We start from the raw sequence: 14,232 nt of genomic DNA on the forward strand, positions 1-14,232 counted from the left end.
AGATCAGACATGTTCACCGCTCGGTTTTCGAGCCGTGAATCATGCCGGTAAACGGAAATCAATGGGTCCTGACCCTAACTATAGAATGCGCGATACCTGAATCCATAGGAAAAGGTTTTTTGGCGGGGAGCGGCAAATATGTCTTGCACTGAAGGAGATCGAGACAGAGGTGATTTTTGAACCGAGAGTGACGATGCGACATCAAGCGCTACCGCAGCCCTCTTCTCCAATCCCAAGGCATCACGAACTTGCCTCCCCATATACCCGTCTTAGCCTTTCGTGCCCTCGCCTCCTCGTTTACGTAATCCATCCCGTAACGCCGGTAGGCAACCGCCCAACCATTCAAGACCATCCAAGCGTTCAGATCTTCGCCCTTCTGCGTGCAGACGGCTACGTACCGCTGATAGCGATCAATGCCCTTAACGCGACAGCTAACTGAAGCTCGGCCGATCTTCTCAGCCAGAGCTCGCGCTGAATCCCGACCACAATTCCAAGTCCGCCCATCCAAGAGCAGGCAGCGCTGACGGCTCTCGATGGCATCTATTGCATGCAAGCGGATCCGTTGACCGTGTATCTCGATCGTGTCGCCGTCGATGACCGATGCCGTACCCGCAATCGTTTGAGCGGTCGCCGAAGAGGCTGCATACACGATAAGAAATGAAGCGAGAAGAAATCTCTGTATCAATTCAGGTAACCACCCGTGTCGCCTATTTAGTCTTTTAGCCTGTATCATTCTGTCGTCATTCGACGACCTTTGTCGCCAATCGGCTTTCGAGAAGCTCTTCCCGGACCAATACATAGATGTCATCGGGGGGCGTATCGAGAGAATGGATCATGATGCTAAGATCAATGCCCATCTCGACGAGATAGGACATCGTCTGCCCCTGCCCGCGCTGTATCTCTTCAACCGCAAAGTAGGCCGGAATGTAGAGGTTTTGATCGTAGTAGTGCTGGTGAAGGCCAACATAGCCTCGCTCCGATACTTGCCGCTCAACCCCTCCAGCGAGACGTAGGGGCAGGATGACATGCAGGCCATACCGTCAAGGATCGTCGTGTCTATCTCTAACTCTCGCAGCAGACGGCCAAGCGCGAGAGCTTCTACGACCATCCCTCCTGGACTATTCAGTGCAATCGTTTTCGGCACCTCCTGCAGATCCGCAAGGTAAGATTGCAGACGCTGCGTGTCCCCCGTCTCGATCGCACCATTGAGCAATAGGAGCTCGCCCAACTTGCCTCCATCGATCACCTGAAACGTCAGTCGTTCTGGAAAATCTTCTGGAAGGTCAACATTCGTCGGGATGGATGGATCACCAAGTCTGGGCATTTGTGGGCTGGGTTCAAAGCGACGTAGTTGGTCACCGGGCTCAACAGGACCCGCCAATTTTGGAAGATCCGACGCACCGGCAGGGTGCCATCTGCCGACCATATCCCCCAAAATCAGAAGCACGGCGATCAAGGTCTGCATTACCAAAACCAGCCGCAAGCCTTTCTGACTATCGAGTCCCTTAAAATAACTCCTGGAAGCATTCAGCATGGCTCAGGTCTCAGTGCCCGACACGCTCTCGGACACCGCCTCGCCACCACTCAGGCGTTTACGTATCTCCGCATCTGCGCCACCCATCGTGACCTCTACATCCCGCATAGCGTTGATCGCTGCCTTCAAGTCGGCAAGGGTCAGTGTCTCCTCAATGCTGAGTCCATCACGCCCGCTCCGGATAGCCGCCTGAGTAACGGCCAGTACAAACACCAGCACTGCGGGAAGAAGATCGATTGCGATAGCGCCCGCCCACGAAGGAACAAAGCTTCCCGCATATCGGATCACGGCATCGGCACTCGTTATCGGATTGTAAGTCGTCTGAATCGGCGGTTCTTTTGCAAGGACCTCATCAGCAGCGCGCTTCAGCGTCTGCCCCCGCTGATTGAGAGCGGCGATAACGGAATCGATTGTGGAAGACTGTGCGTCCCTGACCCCCGTGGAACGGCCATCGAGTTCCGGCAGCACGACCGATGCCGGAAGATCCTGAGCCGCACGCGCAATGAGAGGTGCAATCGAAAGCTGGTTCAGCCTGGTGACCACTCCAGCCAGACGAACGCTTTCTTCTGCAAAGTCGACCGAGCGCTTCTCAACAGGCCCAGGCGCAACGGTCAGTGCTCGCATGCGGCCGAGAATCTGGTTCCCCGCCTCAAATGCTTCATCGATCTGGGACTGCTGTCCGCGGATCTGTTCCTCAAGATTCTTGAGCTCTTCAGTCTTTTGGGTCAGCACGCGGAAGACAGCTCCCTTGCCGGCGGTGCCGGATAACTGCCCCGACTGTTCTTGATCAGCGAGCGCCTCAAACGCGGCCCGTGCCCGCTCCACTTCGCGCCCTAATGCCTGCGCGGAAATGGCAATATCGTGGGCCTGTTCCAGAGCAGCCTGATAGTCGCGCACCGTGTTGTCCAAGTGCTGCTCCACAGCAGCTGAACCAGCAAGTGCGGCAGCGTTAAGCCAACTCGACATAGCAATGATGGCGAGAGAGCCGACCATCGTCGACACCGTAAGGCCAATAAATCCGCTCGCACTGCGCATAGCGGGAAGCAACCGCAGCATGTAGCTCCAGAAGACGAAAATACCGACCGATACGGCCACAGAGTATGCGAGCGCGGCAAAGAAGCTCATCGCCCCGTTATCTTCCAAGATGGAAGAAACCCCAAGGTAGGTATAGATACCAGAAGCAATGGCGAGCACACCGAGCGCGGCGGGGGTGAAGGTTTCCAACCACGCGAGATGCCCCTCGAGCTCCTTGGCAGTTCGAAGCCCTTTGGCCTCAGCAGCAGTGAGCGCCTTGTTCGAAGTTTTCATGGAATGTGCCTTGGTTGGGATCGACAACAGGGGATGAAACCTCCCCGTTAAATGGGCGAGGTGACTGACGTTTTCTAGAGTAGCTTGGTTACAATCAACCCGCCGGGGTCAAGTAGTGCCCAGATCCCTCTTCTGCTGGAGTAGAACTGAACCACTCACGCCTAACAACCAGCATCGTTTCAGAAGCCCTAGCAATCGATTGCCCGATTTAAGAACTCAAGTTAGGCTCAAGTGAAGATCGCCAAAACCGCAAGTCGTCAACCTTGACACGCTAGTTGCGCCATCAGCGCCTATCCTCAACTCGGCCATGTCGAGCATCAGCCCAGGATAAATAGTTAATTAATAGCATGACACACCAATCAAAATACTCAAAGCGCAAAAAAAACAACACAGTCACCACTAAAAATAGCTATGCCGGGACGACATCAGACGTCATCTCATCAATACTACTAATCGCCTCAGCATCAATTATATTATGCGCGCTTAGCTATCGACTATCATTCGCAGATTCTATAAAAATTCTTGGCGTCGACTTGGACATGCCAAAATCTGCATTTGAACAAGCACTTCAAGACAGAGGATATGAGTGCCCCCCTCCCCCAACACCACCAGAATCCTCGGGACGAATAATTGATTTAATGCTCTGCACCTCCCCACCAACACCCGAAAAACTAAAATCACTGCAACCAAATATTGACAGTGTGGACAAACTACTTTCTCAATCCTTCGATTCTCTGATCGACAATCCAAGCGCAGCAATTAACGACACGAAGTTCCAAAACAACACAGAAAGCGCCCTCCTATCTTTAGAAGGAATCATTCAGAACTTCAGATTAATAATTTCTTATAAAACCTTGGAAAAACAATACATACTATTCAGCTGCAGCGTATTCTCATCATGCGGGAGACCAAAATCTGAAGTGATAACAAGCATAAAGAGAGATATATCTTTCATCAGTTCAGATTTGCTACTCACAAGACCAAACATCCTCACCGACATATATCTGGAACTAATCAACACACAACAACAAAAGGAAATTGACGAAATACTTAAGATCACCACTAAAGAGACACTAAACTTTACAGAAGAACTCTCCCCTTGCTTTTACAAGGAAGGCGACCGTCTCTGCGTCTACGATGGCAGAATAACACTTGACGCCTTAAGCTTATCAATGAACTTAGGCATCGAACCACAATCAGCAGAAACCGTTAATTTTCTTTCCTCTATATCTATCGCAACCCCCATATTCATCTTGGAAAGAGGCGATTACGCCGGCCCTCCATCATTTAAATAAGAGCCGGAAACTTTTCAACAATACGCCCGCACACCCAGACACAACCAGATAAAAAACGATAACAAATACCCACCTACATTAAAAAATTCCACCAGAAATCATTTTACCTGAGCAGCACCAAAAAAAATATTAACATCATCTGGATTTCTGGATTTCCACTAGATCTCGCGCCGTAGCGTGCTCCCCCTAACGATATGCCATTTGAAGGCTTTTTGGGAGGGGGCCAGATGCGCGCAGCGATAGGCAATTTATGAACCGATACATCGTCGACTAATGATAGGGGCATCCTATTGATGGAACCTCAGCTCAGCCCCCGGATCGAGCTGCGAAGCAGCGTAAGGTCGCAGGACGCCATTGGCAAAATAACCCCGGACACGCAAAGTGTTTAATGGGCACTCGAAACAAAATGATTGGGAGCCGAGCTGCCAAAGTATGTGGCGAGCACGTACTAATTAGCCCTTTGAATCCTTGCCCCATCCAGCAAAGAGGCCTTTGGCCTTTTCAAAAGTCGCCTGCGCCGTTTTCACTGCTGCAGCACCAGAGTCCTGAATTAAGTCCCCGACAGCTTTCGAGTAGTGGGTTGCAGATTTCGCGAGCTGGCTTTGCATAGAGAGGTGGGCATCGAGTTCCCGGACAATGCTCTCGATCGCGAGCTCCTCGCGCTCATCACATTCGCCATCCGCGTATGCGATCTCCTCAAGGAATTTGCGAATGTCCTTTTTCATCGCGGTCGGGTTACAGTCATCATTGTCGATCTGGTAGTCGGCGAGAGCCTTTGCCATCTCTTTCAATGTACGGCCTTTGATTTGCATCTCGAGGAGCGGAAGCGCTCGTCTGGCGTAGTCCTCGGAGACTCCCCACTCCTCAGCGAAGTAGGCGACAATTGCCTCGCGTTCGACGTCCTCAGTTTCCCCAGAGAAATCCGCGACTTTCAGGGCGAGCCCGGCCATCATATCGAAGAGAGTAGCTCCGAGGAGGTCTATGGGCGTGTTAATGAACTTGGGAATGGTTTCCACGCGTGAAGACGTGTAGCCAGACATGACCTTCATGACACCATAGTAGGCGCCACCTGACGCAACAGCTGCAGCCACCACCCAACCAACTGGGGTCGCGGCAGCGGCGCCGAGCCCAAGAGCCGATAGAAATCCTCCCCCACCAAAAAACGTGGTAGCCACGGCAGGGGATGCGGCTGCAACGGCACCAACCGCTCCAGCACCTTTCACGTCCCAGAGTGTCTGAAGCGTATTCTTCAACTTCAGGGAGCCGTAGGCGTCTTCACCAATTCCCAGCTTGATCTTGAACTTATTGGTGTCCGCGACGACGAGGTCAGTTTCGCTGAGCTCTTGCACCAGTTCCGCTTCGGTCGCACTCATTCAGGCACCCACAAGAGCACTGAAGGAATTAACCAGCCCATCAATACGCTCTTTGAGCTTGTCGCTCAGGAGATCATTAAGTGCGCCAGCGGCAACTCCAAGGGCGAGTATAAGGGAGCTGAGCAATCCAGCGAGTATCCCACCCAAGAGAGGGATCGACGCAATCAAGCTTGTCAAAACGAGCGCAGCGATGACCCCAAGCGTTACCGTTGGGAATGCCTTTATCAGGTCAAAAACGAACGCCAGGATCTTGCGGCCGACCGCAACAACCTTCGATCCAATGCGTACCGTGATGCGCGCCAAATCGCGCAAAATGGCTTTGAGATCCGCCGACAAACTCGTTCTTTCAATGAGCTCTACAAGCTTACGTTCAGGCAAAGACGTATTCACGTCGCGTATCAGTGCCTCTAGCGCTGCCGACATTCAAATTCCCCGCAAACAAGAAAGTGGACATTGTATTTGCTCAGAATGCGTCTGCAGCATTCGTTGCGCAAGTCTTTCGATGAAACCCTCCAGAATGTTGATAAATGTTAACATCATTCGAAAAACATTTCCGGCACCCCCACCAACCCAGGAGCGCCGCTAACGGCATTAAATCATTCTTAATCAATGCATTAAAAGAACCAACGCATAGTGCCGCACCACATCAAGCAAGCCAACGGCATGTCAGCTAAATACTAGTTCGGGCAAGATCGATTCCCATTCGTCTCGGCGGATCGTGCTGCGAAACTCCTCCTTGTTATCGGTCTTGCGCCAGCGCACGATCGCTCCGATTTCGCCTCGTAGGAAACTTTGGGGGGATGGAGGCTTAAACGCTTGGGACATGCGGCTCAGTGTGCGCCCCTTTGCGTCCTTGATCAGCCACCTGTCCTCATCCGCCACAAGGCTGATAGGATCCCCGACCTTGGCGGAGTTAATTGCCTCTAGTGACAGATGCCCATCACGCAGGCGCCCAGCCCAAGACAAGTCCACGAGCTTTAGATCCGGCATCATGTATTGATGCGCCTCAACGGGTAGATCCTTGCTGACAGGCGAAACCTTTCGAACCAAGACATTGTCTTCACCTGCGTGCACATAGGGATGGCGGCCACTCGTAATGACCGAGAGACTACGGCGGGCGCGGGTCATTGCGACATAGAAGAGGCGCCGGGGGGCATCCGCATCTTCGCCCTTGGATGGCCGATCCCAACCTCCGTTCAAGATCACGACATCATCGAACTCCAGCCCCTTCGCGCGATGTGCGGTGAGCAAGAGAAGACCACGCTGCTCCGAGCGGACATCGCGAGACCACTCCGCAAGCCACTCAACGACATCGGGCACTGGCATTTTCTTGTCACCAAGCTCTCGCGCCAGCGCTGCAATGCCTTCTGCAATCAGGTCGATCCAGCGGTTACGAGGTTGGGCGTTCAGCATCGTCAGAAGATCAGCAACACCCAGAAGACGCGCCGGATCCTGGCGTATCGCCATCACAAACTTTTGCGTCTCGCGCAGCCGCCAGATGCTCGGCAGGCTTTCATTCGCCATCTCCACTGGGATACCCAGAGCTTCGGCGAAGCTGCGAACCGCTCCCAAACGCCGCCAATCTCTGGAAATGATGGCTGCACGCGACCAACTCCAATCGGGATCGAGACAGGATAGACGGTGCAACTCCTCGATCGCTGCGAGAGCCTGTGCATCCTCAGCGGGCGGGCAGTCCAAGAGCTGCACACGCCCCATCCCCACCGGATCAAGCTTGGCAATCGCGCCGCCAGCTGGCTCGTTTCGTCGAGCACGATTAATGGTGATGTCATGACCCAGCTTCATCCGCTCTGCGGCGGGAGCAATGACTGCATTGGCCGCATCGATGATATGCCCGCTCGAGCGGTAGTTCTGGGTCAAAAACTCAGGCTTTGCCCGGTAATCTGCCTCGAACTGCCGGATATACCGGATGGAGGCGCCCCCGAACGCATAGATGTTTTGATCATCATCTCCGACAGCAAAGAGGCTCAGCCGAAGGTCCGGATCGTCGAGCGAACGCCCAGCCACAGCGGCAATCAGGGCGTATTCCTCCGGCCCAATATCTTGATACTCATCCACCAGGATCCACCGATAGCCTTGAATGAGCGTCTCGCGCTGTGCCTCGGCCTCTGATTTTGACAGCCCCTCACCGTTGAGCTGACGCACCGCCTCCATGACAATCCCGTCGAAGTCCCGGCTCTCCGCGTTATCTCCCGCGAAGCTTGCACCTACGAGCCGCATGGCAAGCGCATGGCAGGTCGAGACGGTTACCCCATTGGCGTCATCACCGATGAGGTAGCGCAGCCGAGCCCGGATCTCGGTCGCGGCATGGCGGTTGTAGCTCAGCACCAAGATGCCACGCGGATCTTCACGCTTTACCCGGATCAGGTAGGCGATCCGGTGGACCAGCACCCTGGTCTTTCCGGATCCGGGGCCCGCCAGAACCAAAACGTTGGTCTGCTCACGGTCGTCCTGAACGATCTTTTGCTGGACTGAGTTATTGAGAACCTCGACGATCGCCTTCCAGGAGGCGCCCGTGGTCTGGCGTCGAATTTCCGTGCCGCGATCAGGCAGCCAGCGCTTCAGGAACGTCTCGTGCTCGAGCACGAAATAATCCTCAGACAGGCGCAGCGCCTCATCCATCGAGGCCAGCCCCTTTTCCGCATAGGCGGCCATCACATGGGTCTGAATGGTTTGCTCGCTGTAGTGCTCCTCGAGGGGAATGAAATCCTTCTGCGTGAACCCGCCGCCACCGGGGCGCAGGTGAATGGTCATCGCAGGGCGAAACACGGTCAGCCCTTTACCCAGGGTCACCACTTCCAGCTCATGCATCCACAGGAGCGCGCGGCTCATAAGCTTGCTCATGTCCTGCACCGCGCCCTTCAGGAGCGCGTCACCATTGAGCGAGGCAAGCAGATCACCCATCGTGGTTTCGACCTGGATGTCTTTGCCTTGAATGCCCCGGTGCACCTTGCCGATGAGATGTGCCAGCAGAAGCTCGGCCGCCTGTCTTCGAATGGCCGCGGTTTGCTCGAGGATCCCCCATGAGCGGTTCAATGTGACCTCGATCGTGTTTCGGGAGGCGGTGCGCAGGCGAAGGTTCCCCATGCCGCCGTCCTGATCGCGCCCATCACGCGCCATGCCGCGCAAAAGCCGGTCGACGATGTCAGGACGCACGCTCATATGGCCCATATCTCGCAAGGACTGGCACGTTTCCGCGAGATGCAGAGGTATTCCTTGGTTCCGGTCCGCGTCAGGCGCGGCCTCACGCATCTTGGAAATCAGATCCGCCTCGAGCTGCGAGGCCTGCGCCATTCTCTGAAGCGATTGGCCCTTCACGCCGACATGCACGAATACCGTCACGGCTACATCGTTTCGGGCAATCCCGAGCGTCTCCAGATCATTCATCGCCTTCGTCAGACCGCCACCGCTCAGACCGCTGATACCTGTCAACTCGTCTGTCGATATCCCTTGATCCGGCGCCGCGTTCATCAGATGCCGTACGATGTCCAGAAGCTGCTTACGCCGCGTTTCGGTGATGGCCTCCGTCGACGCGGCAATCATCGCTTCGGCCTCGCCGATCGTGCGAATGCGCAAGGAGGACGGAAAGACCTGCACCCGGTTCTCTTCGCGGGTTAGAAGCTTTGCATCCTCCAGCCAGGAAACCGCAGTCTTGACGCGCGTGTCATCGGTCGCACTATCACGCTCGAACTCCATATCACGCTCGGCACGCACGATTTCTCCTGCCGTCGCAATGACTTCCGTGCCGTTCTTCGCCTTACTGCCGGATTTATCGACGCGCTCACCAATCCGCCGCACCGCGCGCAAAATGGCACCGATCTCATGACGGGCAAGACGGGATCGGGCGGAGAGCGAGAACTGTCTCTCAACATCTGCTGAGGCGAAGAGAAGAACGCAGTTGGCATGGGCCCTGTCGCGCCCAGCGCGCCCCGCTTCCTGCAAATAGTTCTCGAGCGAGCCTGGAATATCGCCATGAACGACCAGGCGAATGTCGGGCTTGTCGATCCCCATTCCGAACGCATTGGTTGCCGCGATCACACGCAGCTTGCCGATCCGGAAATTCTCCTGGATCTCGCGCTTTTCCTCAGGCTGTAACCCCGCATGAAAACGCTCGGCTGATAGTCCCTGTTGGCGCAGGAAGGCCGCCACCCGTTCGGTCGCGCTCCGCGTTGCGCAATAAACGACGGCGCCCGAGGCTCCGTCCTGTGGGAGTTTCGCCTCGATCACGTCAAGAATATCAGTGAGCTTGGTCTCTTGCTGAGTGGGGAGCACCTCGAAGGTCAGGTTCGTTCGCACGGCCCCACCATCGAGCAGCATCAGATTGAGATCCAATCGGGACTGAAAATGCTCGCGAATGTCCTGAACGACTTCGGGCTTTGCCGTCGCCGTCAGGCACAGCACAGGCGCCGGCGGCTCGTCCCCCGAGTATTCCTTGATGAAGCGGCCGATATATCGGTAGTCCGGCCGAAAATCATGTCCCCACTTCGAAACACAATGCGCCTCGTCGAGAACCCAGAGCCCGACCTCTCGTTGCGCCAGGATCGACCGAACCGAGACACTGCGCAGCTGTTCGGGGGAGATCAACAAGATGGCCGCCTCGCCCATGCGCACCTGATCAAGCGCATTCTGGCGCTCGGGGAGTGAGAGCATGCCATTGATGGTTACAGCGGAGGATATCCCTGCCCGCTCCATGCCCTGCACCTGGTCAGCCATCAGGGCAACAAGCGGCGAGATGACGACGGTCAGTGCGCCGGTCTTGTCGAATTTCGAGAGGGCCGGGATTTGGTAGCAGACGGATTTGCCCGTGCCAGTCGGCAAGATACCCAGGATGCTTTGCCCTCGCATCGCTTCATCGACGATCCGCTCCTGCAATGGCCGTCCCGTCTCATCGACTGGCGCCGGGCGAAAGGCATCAAAACCGAACCAGCGCGCGAGTGCGCGTTTGGGATCATTTTTCTCGCGGCACCAGGTGCAATCCGGGCTCTCACAGCGGGTGTCACGTAGATGGCGCACGATAAGCGAGGCTTCACGGAACTGCATCCGCACCCAGGGAGGCATGACCGAGTCCCCACCCGCGACAGAAATCCAGGACAAAGCATAGGCCATAGGCCAACCAAGCTGCCCATGGGTGAGCCGGCCCAAAACCTGCTCAATACGCCTGTTACAGGCGCGCCCTGCCAGCAAGCGACGGATCGCCTCATGGGCAGCGCTTTCTGAGGGGGGAGAGGCCGAGCGGATATGGCGGAAGACCGCGTCGAAGCCAGCCGATGGCGGCGCGCGCATAGTGAGATAGTGAAAGGCGATCAGCGCATCGGGCGCCTCTTCATGCAGGCGGTCAAATGCGTCGAGTTGGTTCTCGAGCACCTGGAAAACGAGGCGCGCGTCGAGTTCAGGATCGTTGACATGCCCAGCCTGCAATCGGCCGTCGTGATAATGTTTGACCAGGTGGTGATAGGGGTTTCGCGGAAACGCCAGCGGGTTCAGCCAAAGCGTATCAATAATGGAATGGCCTAAATGGGCGAGGCGCTGACGAGCGGCGGCGAGATGCGGCAGGTCGTGGCGCAGGATGTTGTGGCCAATCAGGTGGTCCGTGTCGACCACGGTTTCTTCGAGACGGTCGAGGGCGCTCTCAAGTTGACCTTTGCGAGATACGATGGCCGGAGCATCCCCAAATCGAACCGCCGCCAGTGCGAAAATCGTCGCGGTTTTCGGATCGACTTCCAAGTCAATCGACACGCATCGTCGCAGCAGTAACTGTGAATGATCAGGCCGTGCCAGCGTCAAGTTCGAACTGCCCATTTGTTTTATTATCTAATTGGATATTCGATGGCATTCCGCTTGAAGGTCAAGGGGTTGTCGCGAGGGATCGATTGGGGTGCCCCAGTGGCTCTGCCTCAAGCGACACCGCACCGCTGCGTGGGCATCGTCTCCAAGCGTGAACAAGCAGCCAAGCAACGCGGCGCCCATCAAACTCGGAATTGGCCATGAGACCCGGTGAGCCCCCTCCCGCCCTACCGAAAGGCGCGTCTTCATAAAAAAAGCAACGCCACTGGCCGCATACATCCGAAAACTTCTTCCCATGGGAATAGTGAAGGCATATATTTTCTCAAGAAAGGTTTTTGCCATGATAAACCCCAACCACCAGGCCGCAGCCCAAGATCGCGGAGCAATCCTGACAAAGGCCGCTGTACGCGCCGCCGAGAGGCTCAACATCACAGGACGGCAACTGGCCCATGTGCTGGGTGTCTCGGAGGCTCAGGTCTCGCGCTTCAGAACGGGTGAGGCGGCACTTGCAGAGCACAGCAAGCCATTCGAGCTTGCGGCACTTCTCGTACGGACATTCCGCTCGCTCGACGCGATCACCGGCGGAGATGAGAAAGTTGCTCGTGCCTGGCTTGTTGCTCCCAATGCGGCTCTTGGAGCGATCCCGGCGGAACGGATCGCCACGGTTCAAGGATTGGCAGATGTCGTCACTTACCTGGACGCCCGACGCGCTGCGCTCTGAGGCCATGCCGTTCGAAGGGGTCGCATGGCGGCTCGCTGAAGCCCAGCATCGGGTCTCAACTCTAAAACTCGTCGACAGCCTAAGCGAGCAGGAAGCGCTTGAAGAGATTCTTGAGGCGACCAAGCCACCCGTGCCCAAGGATTGTCGCCATCTCGACTATCTGCTCTCTACCCCCTTCCGCTATCGCCCCTATCCGCAGGGCTCGCGATTTCGAAAATCCGGGATCACTCCCGGGGTCTGGTATGGCGCTGAGCGCCCAGAGACGGCCGTGGCGGAAATGGTCTTCTACCGCTTCCTCTTCTTTGCGGAGAGTCCAGAAACCCCCTTCCCCGATGTTGCTGCCGAATACACGGCGTTCTCCGTCGATTTGGCCACGCCGGTGGCGCTCGACTTGGCCTTGGGTAAATTGAGCGGTGATACCGCACTATGGACGCATCTTAGTGAGTACGCCCCTTGCCAGAGCCTCGCAGAGAGCGCTCGCGAGATCGGCGTCGAGATCATACGTTACCTCTCCGTACGAGATCCCAACCTTGGCGCGAACCTAGCCGTGCTGTCCTGCCGCGCGTTTCGCAACCCTGCCCCAGTCGAGCGCCACACCTGGCGCATCCGTATCGGACGCTCCGGTGCGCAGGCGGTGCGCGAGCACCCGCGTCTCGGGCTCGAGTTCAGGCCGGATAGTTTCAGTGAAGATCTGCGGCTTGCTGGTATGAATTGGGAGAGGGCATAATCGGGGCGGCAGCCGAAAAAGGCCAATACCAGGTTTGCGTGCCAATCCGCCACAAGCTGTTCCGAATTGAAGCCCTACACGCAAGCGAGCTCCTCAAGACGAAGCCCACCGCTCCCCCGAACGGAAGCGCTGCAAGCATCCTAGAGACCACGAACACGTCACAAAGAGCCTGCGAGCGGCACTTCACGACGGGCAATGGTCTATGATGCCCCCAAATGGAAAAGACTTAGGGGGCTTCCAATGTACCTGAACCATCGCGCTGAAATCGTCTTTCGGCATCTTAGGGACTATGTGCGCAGCCCATCCTTGCGCCACATGCGTGACCCACATTCTCTAGGCAAGCTGTCGGCGGAGATCGTCGCAGAGCTCGACAACGACAGCGCCGTTTGGCGCAAGTGGGACGGGCCACGGAAGGACGTCATCGTCGAGGCTCTCGATTGCTGGATCCCGGCGGACGATATGCTTGAGTTCCTCAATTCATTACCCGGCCCGAAACTGACGCCCACGGATCTCGCGCAACATATGCGACATCTGATTGAGGTCGAATCCATCGCCCAGCCTGAGGAAGCCCTGCGCGACGAGTGTCGAGCGATATACGAAGAGGAAAAGACGGCTGGGACTGAACTTCCCGCCATCATCGGGCGGATTTCGGAATACGTGGTATCGCAGTTTGAGCGCCTTAGGCTTGAACGCCGAGATGCTGAAATACGCCGCATTGAAGAGGAGCGGCTTAAGCAGGAGCAAAAGCTCCTCTCGCACTCCGACTGCCCATGGACCCAGATAAGAGGCTCCAAGTGCGTCTACATGCGTAAGAACGGACGGCTTTTCCGACTGTCCCCCAATGCGGACAAGACCTTTACCATGCACCGGGTAGAAGGCGTCGACGATGGCGAGCCCGGAGAGCCTATCGGGCGATATCGCACCAGGGGAGATGCCTCGAAAATCGTTGCAAAAGTCGCCTTTGAACCTGACAGACGATGGTAAGTTCTTGCTCTTTCGCTCGCGCCACCGTGAAACGCGTTGTTTTCCGCATCCAGTGCGAGCGCAAACCGCCTGTGAGGCACGACTTGGATGGCGAACGCCATCACCGCTCGCTCCCGACTGGGGCCCATCCCCGCCCCCAACCTGAAACCGGCTTGCGCAGTTCGCGCTCTATGGCCGAGCTGGACAACCCACCTCGGTCCGTGGAGAGTTCTTCAAGACGGAGGCCCGCCATGCAATTTCAAAGGACAATCGGCATCGACTACTCCGGCGCCGAAACTGCTGACTCAAGCCTTCCCGGGCTTCGCGTTTATATGACCGAAGGTGGCGGTCCCGCCATGGAAGTCGGCCCCCCACCCGGCCCAAAGAAATATTGGACGAGGCGTGCTCTGGCCGAGTGGCTGACTGCGATACTAGGGTCAGGACTCATAGCCAATAGATGACGGTAGCCGCGAGGGCGATAGCGGATAGGAAGACCTTCGGACATCGGT

General features: G+C 56.3%; 10 protein-coding genes. 4 read left to right on the top strand and 6 right to left on the bottom strand.

Annotated features, from left to right (window positions below):
* Positions 1 to 208: 208 nt before the first annotated feature.
* The 3 genes from KTQ37_RS16045 to KTQ37_RS16055 form a co-directional block, all read right to left on the bottom strand.
* Positions 209 to 808 (bottom strand): thermonuclease family protein, encoded by a 600-nt coding sequence (locus tag KTQ37_RS16045; RefSeq protein ID WP_328799747.1) that lies wholly within the window; start codon positions 806 to 808, stop codon positions 209 to 211.
* A gap of 24 nt (positions 809 to 832) precedes the next feature.
* The gene (locus tag KTQ37_RS16050; RefSeq protein ID WP_218631525.1) at positions 833 to 1,465 is read right to left on the bottom strand and encodes a hypothetical protein; all 633 of its coding nucleotides are present in this window, start codon (positions 1,463 to 1,465) and stop codon (positions 833 to 835) included.
* Positions 1,466 to 1,537: 72 nt separating this feature from the next.
* Entirely contained in the window at positions 1,538 to 2,842 is a 1,305-nt protein-coding gene (locus KTQ37_RS16055; protein WP_218631526.1) for a hypothetical protein, read from the bottom strand.
* A 347-nt stretch (positions 2,843 to 3,189) separates the two neighbouring features.
* Between KTQ37_RS16055 and KTQ37_RS16060 the strand changes: the two genes are divergently transcribed.
* The gene (locus tag KTQ37_RS16060; protein ID WP_218631527.1) at positions 3,190 to 4,137 is read left to right on the top strand and encodes a hypothetical protein; all 948 of its coding nucleotides are present in this window, start codon (positions 3,190 to 3,192) and stop codon (positions 4,135 to 4,137) included.
* A 452-nt stretch (positions 4,138 to 4,589) separates the two neighbouring features.
* Here KTQ37_RS16060 and KTQ37_RS16065 read toward each other — a convergent pair whose 3' ends face one another.
* The 3 genes from KTQ37_RS16065 to KTQ37_RS16075 all read right to left on the bottom strand — a co-directional run bounded on the left by KTQ37_RS16065 (position 4,590) and on the right by KTQ37_RS16075 (position 11,327).
* Positions 4,590 to 5,510 (bottom strand): TerB family tellurite resistance protein, encoded by a 921-nt coding sequence (locus tag KTQ37_RS16065; protein WP_218631528.1) that lies wholly within the window; start codon positions 5,508 to 5,510, stop codon positions 4,590 to 4,592.
* A complete protein-coding gene (locus KTQ37_RS16070; RefSeq protein ID WP_218631529.1) occupies positions 5,511 to 5,933 on the bottom strand; it encodes a hypothetical protein in 423 nt (140 codons plus the stop codon).
* Positions 5,934 to 6,176: 243 nt separating this feature from the next.
* On the bottom strand, positions 6,177 to 11,327 hold the full coding sequence (locus KTQ37_RS16075) for a RecQ family ATP-dependent DNA helicase (protein ID WP_218631530.1): 5,151 nt from the start codon (positions 11,325 to 11,327) through the stop codon (positions 6,177 to 6,179).
* A gap of 280 nt (positions 11,328 to 11,607) precedes the next feature.
* Between KTQ37_RS16075 and KTQ37_RS16080 the strand changes: the two genes are divergently transcribed.
* The 3 genes from KTQ37_RS16080 (at position 11,608) to KTQ37_RS16090 (ending at position 13,744) form a co-directional block, all read left to right on the top strand.
* Positions 11,608 to 12,033 carry an MbcA/ParS/Xre antitoxin family protein gene (locus KTQ37_RS16080; protein ID WP_236021297.1) on the top strand — a complete coding sequence of 142 codons (426 nt, stop codon included), beginning with the start codon at positions 11,608 to 11,610 and terminating at the stop codon, positions 12,031 to 12,033.
* Positions 11,993 to 12,760 carry an RES family NAD+ phosphorylase gene (locus tag KTQ37_RS16085; protein WP_218631531.1) on the top strand — a complete coding sequence of 256 codons (768 nt, stop codon included), beginning with the start codon at positions 11,993 to 11,995 and terminating at the stop codon, positions 12,758 to 12,760. The genes KTQ37_RS16080 and KTQ37_RS16085 overlap by 41 nt, the downstream gene beginning before the upstream one ends.
* A gap of 240 nt (positions 12,761 to 13,000) precedes the next feature.
* Positions 13,001 to 13,744, top strand: coding sequence for a hypothetical protein (locus tag KTQ37_RS16090; protein WP_218631532.1), 744 nt, complete (start codon positions 13,001 to 13,003; stop codon positions 13,742 to 13,744).
* Positions 13,745 to 14,232 lie beyond the last annotated feature (488 nt).

Source organism: Sedimentimonas flavescens (assembly GCF_019264375.1).
GTDB classification, from domain to species: domain Bacteria; phylum Pseudomonadota; class Alphaproteobacteria; order Rhodobacterales; family Rhodobacteraceae; genus Rhodobacter; species Rhodobacter flavescens.

Coding starts and splice junctions, on each gene's coding strand:
- KTQ37_RS16090 (WP_218631532.1), top strand. CDS start 13,001: ATGTACCTGAACCATCGCGCTGAAATCGTCTTTCGGCATCTTAGGGAC.
- KTQ37_RS16085 (WP_218631531.1), top strand. CDS start 11,993: ATGTCGTCACTTACCTGGACGCCCGACGCGCTGCGCTCTGAGGCCATG.
- KTQ37_RS16045 (WP_328799747.1), bottom strand. CDS start 808: ATGACATCTATGTATTGGTCCGGGAAGAGCTTCTCGAAAGCCGATTGG.
- KTQ37_RS16075 (WP_218631530.1), bottom strand. CDS start 11,327: ATGGGCAGTTCGAACTTGACGCTGGCACGGCCTGATCATTCACAGTTA.
- KTQ37_RS16060 (WP_218631527.1), top strand. CDS start 3,190: ATGACACACCAATCAAAATACTCAAAGCGCAAAAAAAACAACACAGTC.
- KTQ37_RS16050 (WP_218631525.1), bottom strand. CDS start 1,465: ATGCAGACCTTGATCGCCGTGCTTCTGATTTTGGGGGATATGGTCGGC.
- KTQ37_RS16055 (WP_218631526.1), bottom strand. CDS start 2,842: ATGAAAACTTCGAACAAGGCGCTCACTGCTGCTGAGGCCAAAGGGCTT.
- KTQ37_RS16070 (WP_218631529.1), bottom strand. CDS start 5,933: ATGTCGGCAGCGCTAGAGGCACTGATACGCGACGTGAATACGTCTTTG.
- KTQ37_RS16065 (WP_218631528.1), bottom strand. CDS start 5,510: ATGAGTGCGACCGAAGCGGAACTGGTGCAAGAGCTCAGCGAAACTGAC.
- KTQ37_RS16080 (WP_236021297.1), top strand. CDS start 11,608: ATGGGAATAGTGAAGGCATATATTTTCTCAAGAAAGGTTTTTGCCATG.